This window comes from Streptococcus sp. HMSC034E03 (assembly GCF_001811505.1).
Classification (GTDB): domain Bacteria; phylum Bacillota; class Bacilli; order Lactobacillales; family Streptococcaceae; genus Streptococcus.
The window spans coordinates 18,823-38,161 of record NZ_KV804998.1 but is presented as its reverse complement, the minus strand read 5'-3'; the positions used below and the strand labels follow the sequence as shown (position 1 = coordinate 38,161).

The following is a 19,339-nucleotide window of genomic DNA, read 5'->3' as shown; positions in this document are numbered from 1 at the left end:
ATGCAGGGACAAATCATTAAAGCCTTGGCTGGCTTCTACTATGTGGAGAGTGAGGACCAGGTTTATCAAACACGCGCTCGTGGGAATTTTCGAAAAAAAGGCCATACGCCCTATGTTGGAGATTGGGTAGATTTTTCTGCGGAGGAAAATTCCGAGGGTTATATCCTCAAGATTCACGAACGAAAAAATAGTCTGGTTCGTCCACCCATTGTCAATATTGACCAAGCCGTTGTCATTATGTCCGTTAAAGAACCTGACTTTAATAGCAACTTGCTGGATCGCTTCTTGGTTCTTTTAGAGCACAAGGGCATTCATCCCATCGTCTATATTTCCAAAATGGATTTGTTGGAAGATAGAGGAGAACTGGATTTTTATGAACAGACTTATGGTGATATCGGCTACGACTTTGTGACCAGTAAAGAGGGACTCCTTCCTTTGTTAACAGGCAAGGTTACAGTCTTTATGGGGCAAACAGGTGTTGGGAAGTCAACCCTTCTTAATAAAATTGCACCTGACCTCAATCTCGAAACAGGAGAAATCTCAGACAGTCTGGGTCGTGGTCGCCATACTACTCGAGCTGTTAGTTTTTACAATCTCAATGGTGGGAAAATCGCAGACACGCCAGGATTTTCATCGCTGGATTATGAAGTGACAACAGCAGAAGACCTTAATCAGGCCTTTCCAGAAATTGCTTCTGTTAGCCGAGACTGCAAGTTCCGTACTTGTACTCATACCCATGAGCCATCTTGCGCAGTCAAACCAGCAGTAGAAGAGGGGATTATTGCTACCTTCCGTTTTGACAACTATTTGCAATTCCTCAGTGAGATTGAAAATCGTAGAGAAACCTATAAAAAAGTCAGCAAAAAAATACCAAAATAAGGAGAAACCTATGTCTCAATACAAGATTGCTCCGTCAATTCTGGCAGCAGATTATGCCAACTTTGAACGTGAAATTAAACGCCTAGAAGAAACTGGGGCAGAATATGCCCATATCGATATCATGGATGGTCACTTTGTGCCACAAATCAGCTTTGGTGCAGGTGTGGTCGAAAGCCTTCGCCCCCATAGCAAGATGGTTTTTGATTGCCACTTGATGGTCTCTAATCCTGAACACCATCTAGAAGATTTTGTGCGTGCAGGGGCGGATATCATCAGCATTCACGTAGAGGCAACACCTCATATCCATGGCGCTCTTCAAAAGATTCGTTCTCTCGGTGTTAAACCTTCGGTTGTTATCAATCCTGGAACACCTGTTGAGGTTATCAAGCACGTGCTTCACTTAGTTGATCAAGTCTTGGTCATGACGGTTAACCCTGGATTTGGTGGACAAGCCTTTTTGCCAGAAACCATGGATAAGATTCGTGAGTTGGTGACCCTTCGCGAGGAAAAAGATTTGAACTTTGAAATTGAAGTCGATGGCGGGATTGATGATAAAACGATTGCTCAAGCCAAGGAAGCTGGTGCAACAGTTTTTGTAGCAGGATCTTATGTCTTTAAGGGAGATGTCAATGAACGAGTGCAAGCTCTCCGAAAACAACTGGACTAAAGTTGCAGTTTTTGCTGGTGGAGACTGTGGACATTATAGGATAGATTTTGATTGCTTTGTCGGTGTGGACCGTGGCTCACTCTGGGTACTGGAGGAAGAACTTCCTCTTACTATAGCCGTTGGGGATTTTGATTCTGTGACTGTAGAAGAACGTCAGTTGATTCAAAAGCGTGCTCATCACTTTGTCCAAGCCCAGCCAGAAAAAGATGATACGGATCTGGAATTAGCACTTTTAACGGTTTTTGAAAAGGATCCTCAAGCTCGAGTGACCATTTTTGGTGCCCTAGGTGGTCGCATCGACCATATGCTGGCCAATGTCTTTCTGCCTAGCAATCCTAAATTGGCGCCCTATATGCGTCAAATAGAGATTGAGGATGGGCAAAATTTGATTAGCTATTGCCCAGAAGGGACCAGTCAGCTAGAACCACGTTCGGACTATGATTATTTGGCCTTTATGCCTGTGAGGGATAGTCGTTTGACAATACTCGGTGCCAAGTATGAACTGACAGAGGAGAATTTTTTCTTTAAGAAAGTTTACGCTTCTAACGAATATATAGATAGGGAAGTGTCAGTGACTTGCCCAGATGGCTATGTGGTTGTCTTGCATAGCAAGGACAGGAGGTAGGATGGAGATTGTATTACTACTGTTATTAATTGCTAACCTAGCCGGGCTTTTTCTGATTTGGCAAAGGCAGGACAAGCAGGAGCAATATTTGACCAAGAGTTTAGAAGATCAGGCAGATAATCTCTCAGACCAGCTGGATTATCGCTTTGAACAAGCTCGACAAGCTAGTCAGATTGATCAAAAAAATCTTGAAGTGGCTGTCAGTGATCGCTTGCAGGAAGTGCGTATCGAATTGCATCAGGGTCTGACTCAGGTTCGGCAGGAAATGAATGAGAACCTCCTCCAAACCAGAGATAAGACCGACCAACGTCTCCAAGCCTTGCAGGAATCAAATGAGCAACGCTTGGAACAGATGCGCCAAACAGTCGAGGAAAAGTTAGAAAAGACCTTGCAAACTCGCTTGCAAGCATCCTTCGAGACGGTTTCTAAACAACTGGAATCTGTCAATCGAGGTCTGGGTGAAATGCAGACGGTTGCGCGAGATGTCGGTGCGCTTAATAAAGTCCTTTCTGGAACCAAGACCCGAGGAATTCTAGGTGAATTACAACTGGGGCAGATTATTGAAGACATCATGACACCTGCCCAGTATGAACGAGAATTTGCAACGGTTGAAAACTCTAGTGAACGTGTGGAATACGCCATCAAGTTACCTGGGCAAGGTGACCAGGAATATGTTTATCTACCGATTGATTCTAAGTTTCCCCTGGCGGATTATTACCGTCTGGAAGAAGCCTATGCAGCAGGTGATAAGGATGAAATCGAACGCTGCCGTAAGTCTCTCTTAGCAAGTGTCAAGCGTTTTGCCAAGGATATCAAGAGTAAGTACCTGGCGCCACCTCGGACAACTAATTTTGGAGTCTTATTTGTTCCGACAGAAGGTCTCTATTCGGAAATCGTTCGCAATCCGATTTTCTTTGATGATTTGAGACGGGAGGAACAGATTATTGTTGCAGGTCCAAGTACCTTGTCGGCTCTTCTTAACTCCTTATCAGTTGGCTTCAAGACTCTCAATATCCAAAAGAGTGCTGACCATATCAGTAAAACCCTAGCTAGTGTCAAAACAGAATTTGGCAAGTTTGGAGGTATTCTGGTCAAGGCACAAAAACATCTCCAACATGCCTCTGGCAATATTGATGATTTATTAAACCGTCGTACTACAGCTATCGAGCGAACGCTTCGTCACATTGAGTTATCAGAAGGTGAGCCTGCGCTTGATTTGCTACAATTCCAAGAAGATGAGGAAGAATATGAAGATTAGTCACATGAAGAAAGATGAGCTTTTTGAAGGCTTTTACCTGATCAAGTCAGCTGACCTGAGACAGACACGTGCTGGGAAAAACTACCTAGCCTTCACCTTCCAAGATGATAGTGGAGAAATCGAAGGGAAGCTCTGGGATGCTCAACCCCACAATGTTGAAACCTTTACAGCAGGGAAAGTAGTCCATATGCAAGGTCGTCGTGAAGTGTACAACAATACGCCTCAGGTTAATCAAATCACCCTTCGCTTACCACAACCTGGCGAACCAAATGACCCAGCTGACTTCAAGGTTAAATCTCCAGTAGATGCCAAAGAGATTCGTGAGTATATGGCGCAGATGATTTTTAAAATTGAAAATCCAATTTGGCAGCGAATTGTTCGGAATCTCTACACCAAGTATGACAAGGAATTCTACTCTTATCCAGCTGCTAAGACCAACCATCATGCTTTTGAAACAGGTCTTGCTTATCATACTGCCACTATGGTTCGTTTGGCAGAAGCAATTGCAGATATTTATCCTCAGCTCAATAAGAGCTTGCTCTATGCGGGAATTATGTTGCACGACCTTGCCAAGGTTATTGAGTTGACAGGTCCTGACCAGACAGAGTACACAGTAAGAGGAAACCTTATCGGTCATATCGCTCTGATTGATAGCGAAATTACCAAAGCGGTAATGGAACTTGGCATTGATGATACCAGAGAAGAGGTTGTACTTCTTCGCCATGTCATTCTCAGTCATCATGGTCTCCTTGAGTATGGTAGTCCAGTTCGTCCTCGAGTGATGGAAGCAGAAATTATTCATATGATTGATAATTTGGATGCCAGCATGATGATGATGACAACAGCTCTGGCCCTTGTTGATAAGGGAGAAATGACCAATAAAGTATTTGCTATGGACAATCGTTCCTTCTACAAGCCAAAATTAGACTAGAAACTAAAAAAATGAACTTTATTTAGGCAATAAAGTTCGTTTTTTTGCTTTAGTGTGATATAATGAGAAAAAGACTAAATAAAAAAGAATGGTAAAAATATAATGAAATTAAGAAGAAGTGATCGGATGGTTGTCATTTCCAATTACTTGATTAACAATCCATACAAATTAACCAGTCTCAACACCTTTGCGGAAAAGTATGAATCTGCCAAATCGTCTATTTCTGAAGATATCGTCATCATTAAACGTGCTTTCGAAGAAATTGAAATCGGTCATATTCAAACGGTGACAGGTGCTGGTGGTGGTGTTATTTTTACACCATCGATCTCTACTCTTGAGTCTAAAACGATTATCGAAGAGCTTCGTGATAAACTTTCAGAGAGTGACCGCATTCTGCCAGGTGGCTACATTTATTTATCTGACCTATTGAGCACTCCAGCTATTTTGAAAAATATCGGTCGCATTATTGCTAAGAGCTTTATGGATCAGAAGATTGATGCCGTTATGACTGTTGCGACCAAAGGGGTTCCGCTCGCAAATGCAGTAGCAAATGTCCTCAACGTACCATTTGTCATTGTCCGTCGCGACTTGAAAATCACTGAGGGTTCAACTGTTAGTGTCAACTATGTTTCAGGTTCTAGTGATCGTATCGAAAAGATGTTCCTTTCAAAACGTAGCCTCAAAGCAGGAAGTCGTGTCTTGATCGTCGATGACTTCTTGAAGGGTGGAGGAACCATTAACGGGATGATTAGCCTCTTGTCTGAGTTTGATTCAGAGTTGGCTGGTGTAGCTGTCTTTGCTAATAATGCACAGGAAGACCGTGAACAACAGTTCGACTACAAGTCACTCTTGAGAGTCACAAATATTGATGTGAAGAACCAACAAATTGCTGTTGAAGTTGGAAATATCTTCGATACAGAAAAATAAGAATTGACTTGAAATACAAAGGTTGGAACTTTCGTCCCAGCCTTTCTTTGATAATGAATATGAAGGAGTCCTATGAAAACACCATTTATTAAACGTGATGCCTTAGAAAAGATTGTTGAGGAGTTTCCAACCCCATTCCATCTTTACGATGAAAAAGGGATTCGTGAGAAAGCACGCGCAGTAAACAAAGCCTTTTCTTGGAATAAGGACTTTAAAGAATACTTCGCAGTTAAAGCAACCCCAACACCAGCTATCTTGAAGATTTTGCGAGAAGAAGGATGTGGAGTGGATTGTTCTAGTTATGTAGAACTCTTGATGAGTCACAAGCTTGGGTTTACAGGGGCGGATATGATGTTTTCATCTAATAACACCCCAGATAGAGAGTATGCTTATGCTCGTGAATTAGGTGCGACGATTAATTTAGATGCCTTTGAAGATATCGAGCATTTGGAACGTGCAGCAGGCATCCCAGAAATCATCTCTTGCCGTTACAATCCTGGTGGCGTATTTGAACTGGGCACGGACATTATGGATAATCCTGGTGAAGCTAAGTTCGGGATGACTAAGGAACAGCTTTTTGAAGCCTTTGCAATCTTGAAAGAAAAGGGAGCTAAAACCTTTGGAATTCATTCCTTTCTAGCTTCCAATACAGTGACCCATCTCTACTATCCAGAATTAGCACGTCAGCTTTTTGAGTTAGCAGTAGAAATCAAGGAAAAGTTAGGTATTTCACTGGACTTTATCAATCTTTCTGGGGGTATCGGAGTTAATTATCGCCCAGATCAAGAGCCTAATGATATCGCTGTAATCGGTGAGGGAGTTCGTCAGGTTTATGAGGAAGTCCTCACACCAGCAGGCCTTGGTCAGGTTAAGATCTTTACAGAACTAGGACGTTTCATGTTGGCACCTCATGGAATTCTAGTCACAAAAGTAACTCATAAAAAGAAAACCTATCGTACTTATCTAGGAGTAGATGCGTCAGCTGTCAACCTGATGAGACCAGCTATGTATGGTGCTTATCACCACATCACCAATATGATGCATCCTGATGGTCAGACTGAAGTGGTTGATGTTGTTGGCTCTCTTTGTGAAAACAACGATAAGTTTGCAGTTAATCGTGAACTACCTCAAACAGAAATTGGTGATTTGTTAGTCATTCATGATACAGGTGCGCATGGCTTCTCTATGGGCTACCAGTACAATGCCAAGCTTCGTTCGGCAGAAATTCTCTATACAGAGGATGGTGGAGCACGCTTGATCCGCCGAGCAGAGCGACCGGAGGACTATTTTGCGACTCTCTATGGGTTTGATTTTGACAAGGATTAATAAATATTTTGAAAATCATGAAAGTTGAAAGTGAAAAACAGATTGTTTTCTAAAAAATAGGCAAAATCTGTGGTTTTTCTTTTCAGTCATGGTATAATAAAGACTATAAAACGTTTTCAAGGAAGGTAACGATATGTCTGAGGAAATAATTGACTATGGACAAGTGACAGGAATGGTGCATTCGACAGAGAGTTTTGGGGCGGTAGATGGCCCTGGAATTCGTTTTATTGTCTTTTTGCAAGGCTGTCAGATGCGTTGCCAATACTGCCATAACCCTGATACTTGGGCTATGGAAACCAATAAATCTCGTGTACGAACAGTAGATGATGTTCTAGAAGAAGCGCTTCGTTATCGTGGCTTCTGGGGAGACAAGGGAGGTATCACAGTCAGCGGAGGAGAAGCCCTCTTGCAGATTGATTTCTTGATTGCCCTCTTTACCAAGGCAAAAGAAAAGGGTATCCACTGTACCTTGGATACTTGTGCTCTTCCATTCCGTAACAAACCACGCTATCTAGAAAAGTTCAACAAGTTAATGGCCGTGACAGACTTGGTTCTCCTTGATATCAAGGAAATCAACGAAGCACAACACAAGATTGTTACCAGTCAAACCAATAAAAACATTCTGGCTTGTGCCCAGTACTTGTCAGAAATCGGTAAACCTGTTTGGATTCGTCACGTGCTAGTGCCAGGATTGACAGACAGAGATGAAGATTTGATTGAACTTGGTAAGTTTGTAAAAACTCTCAAAAATGTTGATAAGTTTGAAATCTTGCCTTATCACACAATGGGTGAGTTCAAATGGCGTGAACTTGGGATTCCATATTCCCTTGAAGGAGTTAAACCTCCAACAGCAGATCGCGTCAAGAATGCTAAGGAATTGATGGATACAGAAAGCTATCAAGATTACATGAAACGTGTACATGGATAAAATGAAAGAAGAGGTCGGGATTTTTTCTCGGCCTCTTTTTGACTATAGAAAAGGCTCAGCATTTAAGCTAAGCCTTTTATTTTTTATCTAGAATGTTGTTTTCCAGCATTGCGTTTTTTGTTTTTCTTCTTGTTAGAAGTTGTGATAGCTGTTGCTGGTTCAGGGGTTACATCTTTACGAGTGCTTGAAGTTTTGCTTGCTTTTGGTGGGTTCTTAGCAAATTCTTCGCGTACTTTTTTACGAAGTTTTGGACGAACGATGTAGTTGATGATAAATTGTTGAAGAATCATCATGAAACCACCGACAACCCAGTAAAGTGTAACGCTGGCTGGTGAGAAGACAGAGAACACGACAATCATGAGAGGGCTCATATAGAGCATCTTCTTGATTTGTTCTCTTTGAGTTTCATCCTCAACTCCATGTAAAGAAAGGAGTGCTTGAAGATAGTAAAGGATACCAGCAAAGGCAACCAAAATCATACTAGGTGAGCCTAGAGGAATTCCTAGGTAGCTTGCTTGGGCAACTCCTTCAGTATGTTGGGCAGCAAAGTAGATAGCAGAGAAGAAAGGCATTTGAATGAGGATAGGGAAACATCCTACGCCGCCAAACATGCTGATGCCGTGCTCTTTTTGAGCAGCAAAGAGAGCTTGTTGAGCTTCTAGTTTTTCTTCTTGAGTTGTTGCTTCTTTCAGGCGAGTCTGATGTGGTTCAAGGACGTGCTTGAGAGCATTCATCTTCTCAGAGTGAAGCGTTGCCTTCCATGATTGGTAGATACCAAGTGGGAGGATAATCAAGCGAACGATAATGGTTACGATGATGATCCCAACACCGAAACCGAGACCTTGATCATTGGCGAAGTATTTGATAGCTTCTCCCATTGGAGCACCCAAGAAATCCCAAACGGGACCAATTGGGAGTCCTGTTGATTTATCAACCTGGACACAACCTGTTAAGACTAATAGCATAGCCACTCCCATAGCCGAGAGAGCGATTCGTTTAATTGATTTCACTGTTTTTATTCCTTCTTTAAAAATTATACCTTTCTATTCTACTGTTTTTTTGGGAAATATACAATAGTTCTAGAGACCTAATTTGCGACTTTGAAGTCTGAATAAGATGGAAAGTTACTCATTTGCACATCTAGATAGGTTACTTTAGAGAAAGGGGTAGGGCCTTTTCGAATCTCTTGGATAAACTTGGCCATAATGGCAGAAGACTCAGCTTGGGCCAGAATCTCAACGGTTCCGTCATCGTTATTCCAGACACGACCCGTAATGTCACCTAGTTCTAGAGCTAGGGTATAGACACCCCAGCGGAAGCCCACTCCTTGGACGCGACCTTGGGCGATCATTTTAACCTTTTGCATACCAAACCTCCTTGATTGTGTTATAATATTTCTATGACTATTATAACCTCTAAAGCCAATTCTGTGGTGAAAAATGCCAAAAAATTACATCAAAAAAAATATCGGAAAACCTCTTACTTGATTGAGGGCTGGCACTTGTTTGAAGAAGCTGTTCAAGCTGGTGCAAAGATTGAGAAAATTTTTGCTCTGGTAGAGTATGGAGATAAACTGGTAGACTATCCTCAAACTGTTTTTGTAACCGAAGAAATTCTGCTTGATTTAGCAGATTCCCAAACGCCTCAGGGCATCGTTGCCATTGTTCAAAAGGAAGAGGACCAGTTGCCAGATTTGAGCCAAGGGAAGTATCTCTTCTTAGAAGACGTGCAGGATCCAGGAAATGTTGGCACAATGATCCGGACAGCAGATGCGGCAGGTTTTTCTGGAGTCATCGTTTCAAGTAAGTCAGCAGATATTTATAGCTTGAAGACTCTCCGATCCATGCAGGGCAGTCATTTTCATTTACCGATTTATCGCATGCCTGTTGAAACATTTGTAGAAGAGGCTAAAAAGGGCAATTTACCAATTCTGGCAACCACTTTGTCCCAAAAATCTAAAGATTATCGTGAGCTTGTTCAGCTAGAAGATTTTGCCTTGGTCATGGGGAATGAAGGTCAAGGCATTAGTCCATTCATGACAGACCAGGCAGATCAATTGGTCCACATCAGCATGAAAGGGCAAGCAGAAAGTCTCAACGTTGCCATTGCTGCAGGCATACTCATGTTTTATTTGAGTTAAAATAGTTTATTTTTGTTATAATCAGTAAAAAGATTTCATAAGGAGAAAAAGATATGAATCAAACAATTATTCAAGAACGTTCTGGCTTGAATCAATTTTATGCAAAAGTCTATGCTTTTGTAGGGATTGGGATCGCCTTATCTGCACTTGTTTCAGCCTTAATGTTAACAACCTTCCAAGACCTTCTTGTTCAGTTGATGTTTAACGCCCGCATATGGCTAATCGTAACAGGAGTAGTTGAAGTTGCTCTTGTCATTGCAGCCAGTAATATGGCTTATAAAAATAGCCCAGCAGCTCTTCCGATGTTTCTCATCTATTCAGTAGTGAACGGTTTTTCACTGAGTTTCATCGTGTCGCTCTATCTACCAGGAACGGTTCTAACGGCCTTTATTTCCAGCGCAGCTCTCTTCTTTGTCATGGCTATTATTGGAGTTGTGATTAAAAAGGACTTGAGTGGTATCGGACGTGCTTTGATTGGAGCCTTGGTAGGTCTCATCTTGGCTATGATTGTTAATGTATTCTTAAACAGTGGTCTCTTCGATTACATTATCAGTATTGTCATGGTACTTGTTTTTGCAGGTTTGATTGCTTGGGATAACCAAAAGATTCGCTATGTTTATGAAGAATCAAATGGTCAAGTCGCTACAGGTTGGGCAATTTCATTGGCACTTAGCCTCTACCTCGACTTTATCAACGTCTTCCTCAGCTTCTTGCGTATCTTTGGAAGTGACGATTAATACTTTTAGAGCTCAAATGAGCTCTTTTTTTAATTTTTACTTTTATTTTTACTGGCAAAAGGGTATAATCATCTTATTATTCAAAAGGAGAGATGTATGAAGAAAAGTTTTATCCATCAACAGGAAGAAATTTCCTTTGTAAAAAATACCTTTACCCAGTATTTGAAAGATAAATTAGAAGTTGTGGAAGTGCAAGGACCAATCTTGAGTAAGGTTGGGGATGGGATGCAGGATAACCTTTCAGGGATTGAACATCCAGTTTCTGTTAAGGTTTTGCAAATCCCAAATGAAACCTATGAGGTGGTGCATTCACTTGCTAAGTGGAAACGCCATACCTTGGCTCGTTTCGGTTTTGGTGAAGGAGAAGGTCTTTTTGTTCACATGAAGGCTCTTCGTCCAGATGAAGATTCACTAGATGCAACTCACTCAGTCTATGTGGACCAGTGGGATTGGGAAAAAGTTATTCCAAACGGACAACGCAATCTTGCCTATCTTAAAGAAACAGTTGAGAAGATTTATAAGGCTATTCGCTTGACGGAACTTGCTGTGGAAGCTCGTTATGATATTGAGTCTATCTTGCCAAAACAGATTACCTTTATCCACACAGAAGAACTGGTAGAGCGTTATCCAGATTTGACTCCAAAAGAACGTGAGAATGCTATCTGTAAGGAGTTCGGTGCGGTCTTCCTAATTGGTATCGGTGGAGAATTGTCAGATGGAAAACCTCATGACGGACGTGCACCAGACTATGATGACTGGACAACTGAGTCTGAAAATGGCTATCATGGCTTGAATGGGGACATCCTTGTTTGGAATGATAATTTGGGTGCAGCCTTTGAATTGTCTTCAATGGGGATTCGTGTCGATGAAGACACTCTCCGTCGCCAAGTAGCTATCACAGGAGACGAAGACCGTTTAACTTTAGAATGGCATAAGGCTCTCCTAAATGGACTTTTCCCATTGACAATCGGTGGAGGAATTGGCCAATCTCGTATGGCTATGTTCCTGCTTCGTAAGAAGCACATCGGTGAAGTCCAAACCAGTGTTTGGCCGCAAGAAGTGAGAGATACTTACGAAAATATTTTGTAGACGAGGCTACTTAAAAAAGTTTCAAAATGATAAAAACGCATAATATCGGGTGTAGCACAGCTTGATGTTATGCGTTTTATCATGGGTAAATTTTATGAATCTTATCCTCAGAATGAGTTTTTAGCTGGTTCAACTGGATTATAATTAGTAGTTCCAATTTTGTTTAATATAATTGCTAGTTATAGACGGTAATTCTTCTTTTTGATAACCCAAGTGGGCCATGGAGGAAATGAAGTCCTTTAATTGTTTTTTTGCTAGTTGTTTACGAGATTTGGAGATGAGTTCTTGATTTTCCGTTACAAAACGTCCAGCTGTTCGCTTACAAAAGACAAATCCATCTTGTTCGAGGCTTGAAAATGCTCTTTGGATGGTATGTGTATTGACCCCAGCCTCGCTAGCTAGTTCTCTAACAGTCGGAAGTTGTTGGTTGGTTTCTAGTTCCTGGGAAATAATCTGAAACTTGATTTTTTCGCTAATTTGTAAATAGATAGGTTTGTTATTATCAAATGACCAGGACATCCTGTTTTCCCCTTTTTCTCATTTATGTACTAAATAAATAATACAGTAATACAAATAAAATGTCAAACACAAAGAAGTTTTGCTTAAGAAATAGCTAAAAGAATGGTGAAATTATTTTATTAGTTAGTTTATTTGGGGTAAATACATTATTTTTCAGCAGATAAATAGATGTCTGTCATCAAAAATTAGTTATATATCATGTTTTTTGTATTTATTTTAATAAAAACATAACACATTACGATGTTTTTCGCACAAAAGGTAAAACACGAACATAAAATTATAATTGTATAAAAACGTTAGTTTTTTAAAGGAGATTCTTGACATAGATATAAAATATTGTACAATTAGAATGTAACTAATGAGTTACAAAATAGATAGGTGTGGGATTCCCTTGAATCCCATCTATTTCATTTTTGAAAGGAACTGCTATTATATGTATATTAACCAGATTGCTCATGCTTATTCTAATTTTAGATTGCAGATTAATGACTTGGAATTACCAGAAGGAGAAATTATTGGTCTTTTAGGAGAAAATGGAGCTGGTAAAACAACATTAATGAACATGCTGTCAGGATATTATGAAGCAAATCAAACTTTTGATGTTGAGAATTTTGATGTAGATAATATTCTATATATCCCTTCTGATTTAGAACCTTATCCATTTTTGACTGTTAGTGAATTTGTAACCTTAATTATAAATCACACAGGGGGAATAAAAACTGCTGAGCAATTAATCAGTGAGTTGAATTTGAAGGGGAAAGAAGATACTAGAATTGAAGAGTTGTCTCAAGGAATGAGAAAAAAATTATCTCTGATTAATCTATTTATTCGTGATATTGGTCTACTTATATTAGATGAACCATTTAATAGTATTGATGTAACTTATATCACACAACTTAAATCAATTTTGAGGGCTTTCAAAGGAAAAACAACTATTCTGATTTCTTCTCATATTTTGGACACTTTAAACGATTTGTGTGATAGTTTTGTTCTCTTAAAGAATGGAAAAGTTGACAAAATATTTGCCAATACAGGTTCTATTCGTGAGTTGGAGGAGCAGTTCTATGACTAAATTATTTTTACTCAAATTAGAAATATTCCGAAAGAAGTTTGGGATATATGGATGGTGGAATATTTTGAGTTTGCTAGCGGTTCTTTTGATTATTTTTTCTTTATTAAAGTTATTTTTTTTCAAGATATTACCATATGAAAACAGCATGCAACTATTGACGTTATTACTTATTTTATCTAATATGTTTGTAGTTGCTAAGGAGAGAGGAGAGTTGTCTAATTTAACTGTAAAATTTCAATCCTTTTTCTATAATTTTTCTCGAAAAGAAGTGTTGAGGTACTATACTTTTAGGAAATACATAACTTTGTGTATAGTGTCGGTGTTACTGCTATTTCCATTAGATTTAGTTTTTAAATCACAAAAATACTTTCTATTTTATATGGCTCTTCTCCAAATTTTTAGTTTAGTAAGTAGTTTAGGAGTTCGTTTCTTAAAGAAAAAATATTGGGAGATTGTTAATTTATCGATTCGTATAGGGTTTGCTTTATTTTTAGCGCTTCATGTACGGAAAGTGTTGCCATTTTATTTGCATCAAATCATAGAGGCTAGTTCTATAAGTTTAATGTTGTTGCTCTTACTTGCTTTGTGTTTAATTAATAGTTTAGTACTTATATCTAGTCGGGTGAAAATATGGTGAAAGTATTTTTTTTGACTGTTGTTAGGACTAAGTTAGCCTTGGAATTGTTATCTTTTTATGTATTGTCTATCATATCGTATATAGGTCAAGATGATTTAAAAGATCCAGGTATTTTTGCTTTTACGGTTCTATCTCTTCTCTATTTAGTATATTATGGTATTTTAATGGTTCATGAAGGTCGTTATTGCTTTTTTTATCACCCAAAAAAGATTTTAAAATTTCGTATAGATTTGATTAGATTTATAATTGTATTTTCGCTTGTGTTTTTACCGTATTTATTATTTCTATCTATAGTGTCAGGCGTTTATTTTAACTATTTATTAGCTTATATATTCCCTGTATTGATTTTCTTTAGTGTAAACACATGCTTACCATTGTATATAGAAAAAGGGAAAGATACGAAATTAGTAAATGTGAAGCAAGTTTTTATGAGTTGTGTTGCCTCTATCGTATTATTATTTATCTTTTTAATTTTTGTTTAGATAATCTCTAAAAACGCATAATATCAGGTGTAAAAAAACTTGATGTTATGCGTTTTATTATGGGTAGATTTTCTGAATTTTATCCTCGAATTGAGTATTAGTTAGCCTCTTCTTTTTCTTTTCACCCGTAATTTGGTATAATATACGGTATGAAAATCGTATCAGGAATCTACGGTGGGCGTCCATTAAAGACGCTGGACGGTAAAACGACAAGGCCAACATCAGACAAGGTTAGGGGCGCTATTTTCAATATGATTGGTCCCTACTTTGAAGGAGGACGTGTGCTAGATCTCTATGCTGGTAGCGGTGGTTTATCCATCGAGGCTGTTTCAAGAGGAATGTCCAGTGCCGTTCTGGTTGAGAAGGATCGTCGAGCCCAGAATATAGTCGCAGAAAATATCCGAATGACTAAGGAAACTTCTAAATTTCAATTATTGAAAATGGAATCCAGTCGCGCATTGGAGCAGATCGATGGTGTCTTTGATCTTGTTTTTTTGGACCCTCCCTATGCAAAAGAACAAATCGTGTCCGATATTGAAAAAATGGCAGAGAGAAATCTTTTTTCAGAAGATGTCATGGTGGTATGTGAGACCGATAAATCAGTAGAACTTCCAGAAGAAATTGCTTGTTTGGGTATCTGGAAGGAAAAAATATATGGGATTAGTAAGGTGACGGTTTATGTCAGATAAGATTGGGCTATTTACAGGTTCCTTTGATCCAATGACAAATGGGCATATGGATCTCATTGAGCGTGCAAGTAAGCTCTTTGATCAATTGTATGTAGGAATTTTTTATAATCCACACAAAATGGGATTTTTACCGATAGAGAGCCGAAAGAAAACTGTTAAAAAAGCAGTAGCACATCTCAACAATGTCAAAGTCATAGCTTCTCACGATGAATTAGTCGTTGATGTTGCTAGAAGATTAGGTGCAGAGATCTTAGTGCGTGGTTTACGCAATGCTACGGATCTTCAGTATGAAGCTAGTTTTGATTTTTACAACCATAAATTAGCGGGAGAAATGGAGACAATCTATCTCCACAGTCGGCCGGAGCATGTTCACATCAGCTCTTCAGCTGTGAGAGAACTATTAAAATTTGGTCAAGATATCAGTGAGTATGTACCAAATGCTGTCCTAGAGGAGTTAAACAATGAAGAAAAAAACTAGATGGCCCTTATATCTCATTATTGGGCTCATTATCACTTTTATAGCTTTTACGGTGCCCCTGCCATATTATATCGAGGTGCCAGGAACTTCTGAAGATATTCGAAAGGTTTTACAAGTTAATAACAAACCTGACCAAGAGGAAGGTTCCTACCAATTTGTGACGGTTGGAGTTAAGCACGCCAGAATGGTTGACTTGTTTTATGCCTGGCTAACTCCTTTCACGGACATACATAGTGCCAAAGAGATGACGGGTGGTTCATCAGATGCGGAATTTATGCGAATCAACCAGTTTTACATGGAAACTTCGCAAAATATGGCCAAATATCAAGGTCTGAAGACGGCGGGTAAGGAAATTGAGCTCAAATATCTGGGTGTCTATGTTTTGACTGTAACAGATAACTCGACTTTCAAGGGAGTTCTTAATATTGCTGACACTGTAACCGCTGTGAATGACAAGACTTTTGAGAGCTCCAAGGAGATGGTTGACTACGTTAATTCTCAAACTCTAGGTGATCAGGTTAAGGTTACCTATGAGGAGGATGGAAAAGTCAAGACTGCCGAAGGAAAAATCATTACTCTGGAAAATGGGAAAAATGGTATCGGAATCGGCTTGATTGACCGCACAGAAGTATCTAGTGATGTGCCAATCAAGTTTTCAACTGCAGGCATTGGTGGTCCTAGTGCTGGGATGATGTTTAGTCTATCCATCTATACGCAAATTGCAGATCCCACTCTTCGAAATGGACGCATCATTGCTGGTACAGGAAGTATCGACAGAGATGGGAATGTTGGTGATATTGGTGGAATTGATAAAAAGGTTGTGGCCGCAGCTAAGAAAGGAGCAACTGTATTCTTTGCTCCTAACAATCCAGTAACTGAAGAAGCTAAAAAAGCAAATCCAAATGCCAAGAGTAATTATGACACAGCTGTAGAAGCTGCTCAAATGATTAAAACTGACATGAAGATTGTCCCAGTTAAAACGCTTCAAGATGCGATTGACTATTTAAAAAATAATCCCTAGTAGTAGGCGAATCCCTAAACTAGCGTAGAAAAAAAGAAGATGGTATAATAGGCAAATGATTCAATTGTTTTTTACCCTTAGTAGTCATATGTTTTTTGTATACCTAGTCTTTCAGCTCTTGAAAGATTTGGTCAGATGGGATCAAATTTTGAAGGTGACAAAGGATAATGCGAAGAAGGTTCGACTCTTGGTAGTATTGTGTAGTATCGGTTTAGGATATCTGATTAGTTCCTTTTTCTTGAATCTCTACCAACTCTGGCAAGAAGCAGTTAGAACGCTATTCTAAAATTGTAAGTGAAGGAAAATACTCTATGGAAAAAATTGTAGTTCAAGGTGGCGATAATCGTTTGGTTGGAAGTGTTACCATCGAGGGCGCAAAAAATGCAGTTTTACCACTGCTTGCAGCAACTATTTTAGCAAGTGAAGGAAAAACTGTTTTAAAAAATGTTCCAATCTTATCAGATGTCTTTACCATGAATCAAGTAGTTCGTGGATTAAATGCAAAAGTAGACTTTGATCAGGATGCTCATATTGTCGAAGTTGATGCAACTGGGGATATCACAGAAGAAGCTCCCTATAAGTATGTCAGCAAGATGCGTGCTTCTATTGTAGTATTGGGGCCAATCTTGGCTCGTGTAGGACACGCAAAGGTTTCTATGCCAGGTGGATGTACCATCGGTAGTCGCCCTATCGACCTTCACCTAAAGGGACTCGAAGCAATGGGGGCTCAAATTACTCAGACAGCAGGTTATATTGAGGCTAAGGCGGAACGCTTGAAGGGCGCACATATTTACATGGACTTCCCTAGTGTAGGTGCTACTCAAAACTTGATGATGGCGGCAACTCTTGCAAATGGTGTGACTGTCATTGAAAATGCTGCGCGTGAACCTGAGATTGTCGACTTGGCTGTTCTCTTAAATAAAATGGGTGCCAAGGTCAAGGGTGCCGGTACAGAAACTATTACCATTATTGGTGTTGAGCAACTACACGGTGCAACCCATAATGTTGTGCAAGACCGTATTGAAGCAGGGACCTTCATGGTAGCAGCTGCCATTACAGGTGGAGATGTCTTGATTCTGGATGCTATCTGGGAACATAATCGCCCCTTGATTGCTAAATTACAGGAAATGGGTGTTGAAGTCATCGATGAGGACGAAGGAATTCGTATTCGTTCTCAACGTGAAAAATTAAAGGCTGTTCATGTTAAGACACTTCCACATCCAGGATTTCCGACAGATATGCAAGCGCAGTTCACTGCTCTAATGACCGTTGCTCAAGGTGAGTCAACTATGGTAGAGACTGTATTTGAGAATCGTTTTCAACATTTAGAGGAAATGCGTCGTATGGGTTTGCACTCTGAAATCATCCGTGATACCGCCCGTATCATCGGCGGACAGCAACTCCAAGGTGCAGAAGTTCTATCGACAGACTTACGTGCCAGTGCAGCCTTGATTTTGACAGGCTTGGTAGCTGAAGGCGAAACAGTTGTAGGAAAGCTTGTCCATTTAGATAGAGGTTACTACCGTTTTCATGAAAAATTAGCCCAGTTAGGAGCTAAGATTGAACGGGTAAGTGTGGAAGCTGATGAAGATGAATAAACGATCCAAATATGTGTTGCGTCGCTTGATCCTAGTAGTTGTAGTATTACTATTGGGAGCTTTAGCTCTAGCCATTGGTTTGATGATTGGCTATGGTATTCTAGGAAAAGGACAAGACCCTTGGGCTATTTTAGCGCCAGCAAAATGGCAAGAACTCATCGCCAAATTTACAGGAAAATGAGAGTGGGACAGAAATCGGTAATTCGTTAGAATTCGATTTCGTCGTCCCACCTCCGCACAGTTGAGTAGGGCTGTAAAAGCTGATGAAATCAGCGTAGTAGAGTCCACTCAGCCACTGCGTCTTGATCGACAATCCAAAGACAATTGAGAGGCTAGGACTTTTGTCCCAGCTTCTTTTCTAGGAAGTGAAATTAAGGAGAAAATATGAATAAAAAAACCAGACAGGCTCTAATTGGTCTCTTGCTCTTTTTACTCTTGTCGGCAGGAAGCTACTATATTAAACAAATACAGTCTTCCAACACCTCGCCACAAGCACAAGTAAAACAAAAATCACAATCGTCTGACACTCCAAGTCAAGAACTGGCTGAAAGTGTATTGACCGATTCAGTTAAAAAACAAATCAAGGGCGCTCTAGAGTGGAATGGAGCAGGAGCCTTTATAGTCAATGGTAATAAGACTAATTTGGATGCAAAGGTTTCAAGCAAGCCCTATGCTGATAACAAGACAAAAACTGTGGGAGGGGAGACGCTTCCTACAGTAGCCAATGCCCTTATGTCGAAAGCAACAAGACAGTACAAGGACCGCGAAGAAACTGGAAATGGTTCTACTTCTTGGACGCCAGCAGGTTGGCATCAGGTCAAAAATCTAAAAGGGACTTACAATCACGCAGTAGATAGAGGACATTTATTAGGATATGCCTTGATTGGTGGGCTAGATGGCTTTGATGCTTCTACAAGCAATCCTAAAAATATTGCCGTACAGACAGCATGGGCCAACCAAGCACGTGCAGAAGATTCGACAGGCCAAAACTACTATGAGAGTTTAGTTCGAAAAGCTCTAGACCAGAATAAACGAGTGCGTTACCGTGTTACCTTACTCTATGCGACTGAGGAAGACTTGGTACCTTCCGCATCGCAGATTGAAGCCAAGTCCTCTGATGGTGAATTGGAGTTTAATGTCGTGATTCCAAATGTTCAAAAGGGAATTCGGTTAGATTACCGAACAGGTGAAGTCACAGTTACAAAAGATAACTAATTTATCGAGAGGTTGAGGAAAAATCCCAACCTCGTTTTTTATTAGTCATGAACTGTAGAAACGATTGCTTGTTTTTTGCTCTTCTGATTTTAATACTCTTCAAAAATCTCTTCAAACCACG

24 protein-coding genes are annotated in these 19,339 nt (G+C 39.9%); 21 read left to right on the top strand and 3 right to left on the bottom strand.

Going from position 1 to position 19,339, the window contains the following annotated elements:
* The 8 genes from rsgA to pflA all read left to right on the top strand — a co-directional run bounded on the left by rsgA (position 1) and on the right by pflA (position 7,541).
* Complete coding sequence (rsgA, locus tag HMPREF2805_RS09125; RefSeq protein ID WP_075232271.1) at positions 1-879, top strand: ribosome small subunit-dependent GTPase A; 879 nt, start codon at positions 1-3, stop codon at positions 877-879.
* A gap of 10 nt (positions 880-889) precedes the next feature.
* Positions 890-1,546, top strand: a complete 657-nt coding sequence (rpe, locus tag HMPREF2805_RS09120) for a ribulose-phosphate 3-epimerase (RefSeq protein ID WP_075232257.1) — start codon at positions 890-892, stop codon at positions 1,544-1,546.
* Positions 1,509-2,171: a thiamine diphosphokinase gene (locus HMPREF2805_RS09115; protein ID WP_075232256.1), complete on the top strand. Its 663-nt coding sequence runs from the start codon at positions 1,509-1,511 to the stop codon at positions 2,169-2,171. Before rpe ends, HMPREF2805_RS09115 begins: the two co-directional genes overlap by 38 nt.
* A gap of 1 nt (position 2,172) precedes the next feature.
* On the top strand, positions 2,173-3,429 hold the full coding sequence (gene rmuC, locus HMPREF2805_RS09110) for a DNA recombination protein RmuC (protein WP_075232255.1): 1,257 nt from the start codon (positions 2,173-2,175) through the stop codon (positions 3,427-3,429).
* A complete protein-coding gene (locus HMPREF2805_RS09105) occupies positions 3,419-4,360 on the top strand; it encodes a 3'-5' exoribonuclease YhaM family protein (protein ID WP_075232254.1) in 942 nt (313 codons plus the stop codon). The genes rmuC and HMPREF2805_RS09105 overlap by 11 nt, the downstream gene beginning before the upstream one ends.
* Before the next feature lie 102 nt (positions 4,361-4,462).
* Positions 4,463-5,287: a pur operon repressor gene (gene purR, locus HMPREF2805_RS09100; RefSeq protein ID WP_075232253.1), complete on the top strand. Its 825-nt coding sequence runs from the start codon at positions 4,463-4,465 to the stop codon at positions 5,285-5,287.
* Between the two features lie 72 nt (positions 5,288-5,359).
* On the top strand, positions 5,360-6,613 hold the full coding sequence (locus HMPREF2805_RS09095) for a diaminopimelate decarboxylase (protein WP_075232252.1): 1,254 nt from the start codon (positions 5,360-5,362) through the stop codon (positions 6,611-6,613).
* Positions 6,614-6,746: 133 nt separating this feature from the next.
* Positions 6,747-7,541, top strand: a complete 795-nt coding sequence (pflA, locus tag HMPREF2805_RS09090; RefSeq protein WP_001287990.1) for a pyruvate formate-lyase-activating protein — start codon at positions 6,747-6,749, stop codon at positions 7,539-7,541.
* 83 nt (positions 7,542-7,624) lie between these two features.
* On the opposite strand, the gene yidC is transcribed toward pflA, so the two are convergent.
* Positions 7,625-8,551 (bottom strand): membrane protein insertase YidC, encoded by a 927-nt coding sequence (gene yidC / locus HMPREF2805_RS09085; protein WP_075232251.1) that lies wholly within the window; start codon positions 8,549-8,551, stop codon positions 7,625-7,627.
* A gap of 77 nt (positions 8,552-8,628) precedes the next feature.
* Positions 8,629-8,907 (bottom strand): acylphosphatase, encoded by a 279-nt coding sequence (locus HMPREF2805_RS09080; RefSeq protein ID WP_075232250.1) that lies wholly within the window; start codon positions 8,905-8,907, stop codon positions 8,629-8,631.
* A 33-nt stretch (positions 8,908-8,940) separates the two neighbouring features.
* Between HMPREF2805_RS09080 and HMPREF2805_RS09075 the strand changes: the two genes are divergently transcribed.
* The 3 genes from HMPREF2805_RS09075 (at position 8,941) to asnA (ending at position 11,507) form a co-directional block, all read left to right on the top strand.
* Positions 8,941-9,681, top strand: a complete 741-nt coding sequence (locus tag HMPREF2805_RS09075) for a TrmH family RNA methyltransferase (protein WP_075232249.1) — start codon at positions 8,941-8,943, stop codon at positions 9,679-9,681.
* Positions 9,682-9,734: 53 nt separating this feature from the next.
* A complete protein-coding gene (locus tag HMPREF2805_RS09070) occupies positions 9,735-10,418 on the top strand; it encodes a Bax inhibitor-1/YccA family protein (RefSeq protein WP_075232248.1) in 684 nt (227 codons plus the stop codon).
* Positions 10,419-10,514: 96 nt separating this feature from the next.
* Positions 10,515-11,507, top strand: coding sequence for an aspartate--ammonia ligase (gene asnA / locus HMPREF2805_RS09065; protein ID WP_075232247.1), 993 nt, complete (start codon positions 10,515-10,517; stop codon positions 11,505-11,507).
* Positions 11,508-11,651: 144 nt separating this feature from the next.
* Here the strand turns inward: asnA and HMPREF2805_RS09060 are convergent, their stop codons facing one another.
* Positions 11,652-12,026, bottom strand: a complete 375-nt coding sequence (locus tag HMPREF2805_RS09060; protein ID WP_075232246.1) for a GntR family transcriptional regulator — start codon at positions 12,024-12,026, stop codon at positions 11,652-11,654.
* A gap of 433 nt (positions 12,027-12,459) precedes the next feature.
* On the opposite strand from HMPREF2805_RS09060, the gene HMPREF2805_RS09055 reads away from it, so the two are divergent.
* From HMPREF2805_RS09055 to HMPREF2805_RS09010, 10 genes are all read left to right on the top strand, one after another.
* The gene (locus HMPREF2805_RS09055) at positions 12,460-13,098 is read left to right on the top strand and encodes an ATP-binding cassette domain-containing protein (RefSeq protein WP_075232245.1); all 639 of its coding nucleotides are present in this window, start codon (positions 12,460-12,462) and stop codon (positions 13,096-13,098) included.
* On the top strand, positions 13,091-13,735 hold the full coding sequence (locus HMPREF2805_RS09050; protein ID WP_075232244.1) for a hypothetical protein: 645 nt from the start codon (positions 13,091-13,093) through the stop codon (positions 13,733-13,735). The genes HMPREF2805_RS09055 and HMPREF2805_RS09050 overlap by 8 nt, the downstream gene beginning before the upstream one ends.
* Complete coding sequence (locus HMPREF2805_RS11340; RefSeq protein ID WP_075232243.1) at positions 13,729-14,217, top strand: hypothetical protein; 489 nt, start codon at positions 13,729-13,731, stop codon at positions 14,215-14,217. The genes HMPREF2805_RS09050 and HMPREF2805_RS11340 overlap by 7 nt, the downstream gene beginning before the upstream one ends.
* A gap of 149 nt (positions 14,218-14,366) precedes the next feature.
* Positions 14,367-14,906 carry a 16S rRNA (guanine(966)-N(2))-methyltransferase RsmD gene (gene rsmD / locus HMPREF2805_RS09040; RefSeq protein WP_075232242.1) on the top strand — a complete coding sequence of 180 codons (540 nt, stop codon included), beginning with the start codon at positions 14,367-14,369 and terminating at the stop codon, positions 14,904-14,906.
* Entirely contained in the window at positions 14,896-15,384 is a 489-nt protein-coding gene (gene coaD / locus HMPREF2805_RS09035) for a pantetheine-phosphate adenylyltransferase (protein ID WP_075232241.1), read from the top strand. Before rsmD ends, coaD begins: the two co-directional genes overlap by 11 nt.
* Entirely contained in the window at positions 15,368-16,405 is a 1,038-nt protein-coding gene (locus HMPREF2805_RS09030; protein ID WP_075232240.1) for a SepM family pheromone-processing serine protease, read from the top strand. Before coaD ends, HMPREF2805_RS09030 begins: the two co-directional genes overlap by 17 nt.
* 55 nt (positions 16,406-16,460) lie before the next feature.
* Entirely contained in the window at positions 16,461-16,691 is a 231-nt protein-coding gene (locus HMPREF2805_RS09025; protein WP_000615324.1) for a DUF1146 family protein, read from the top strand.
* Positions 16,692-16,716: 25 nt separating this feature from the next.
* Positions 16,717-18,003: a UDP-N-acetylglucosamine 1-carboxyvinyltransferase gene (gene murA, locus HMPREF2805_RS09020; protein WP_075232239.1), complete on the top strand. Its 1,287-nt coding sequence runs from the start codon at positions 16,717-16,719 to the stop codon at positions 18,001-18,003.
* Positions 17,996-18,184 carry a DNA-directed RNA polymerase subunit beta gene (locus tag HMPREF2805_RS09015; RefSeq protein ID WP_075232238.1) on the top strand — a complete coding sequence of 63 codons (189 nt, stop codon included), beginning with the start codon at positions 17,996-17,998 and terminating at the stop codon, positions 18,182-18,184. Before murA ends, HMPREF2805_RS09015 begins: the two co-directional genes overlap by 8 nt.
* A 203-nt stretch (positions 18,185-18,387) precedes the next feature.
* A complete protein-coding gene (locus tag HMPREF2805_RS09010) occupies positions 18,388-19,218 on the top strand; it encodes a DNA/RNA non-specific endonuclease (protein ID WP_075232237.1) in 831 nt (276 codons plus the stop codon).
* Positions 19,219-19,339: the final 121 nt, after the last annotated feature.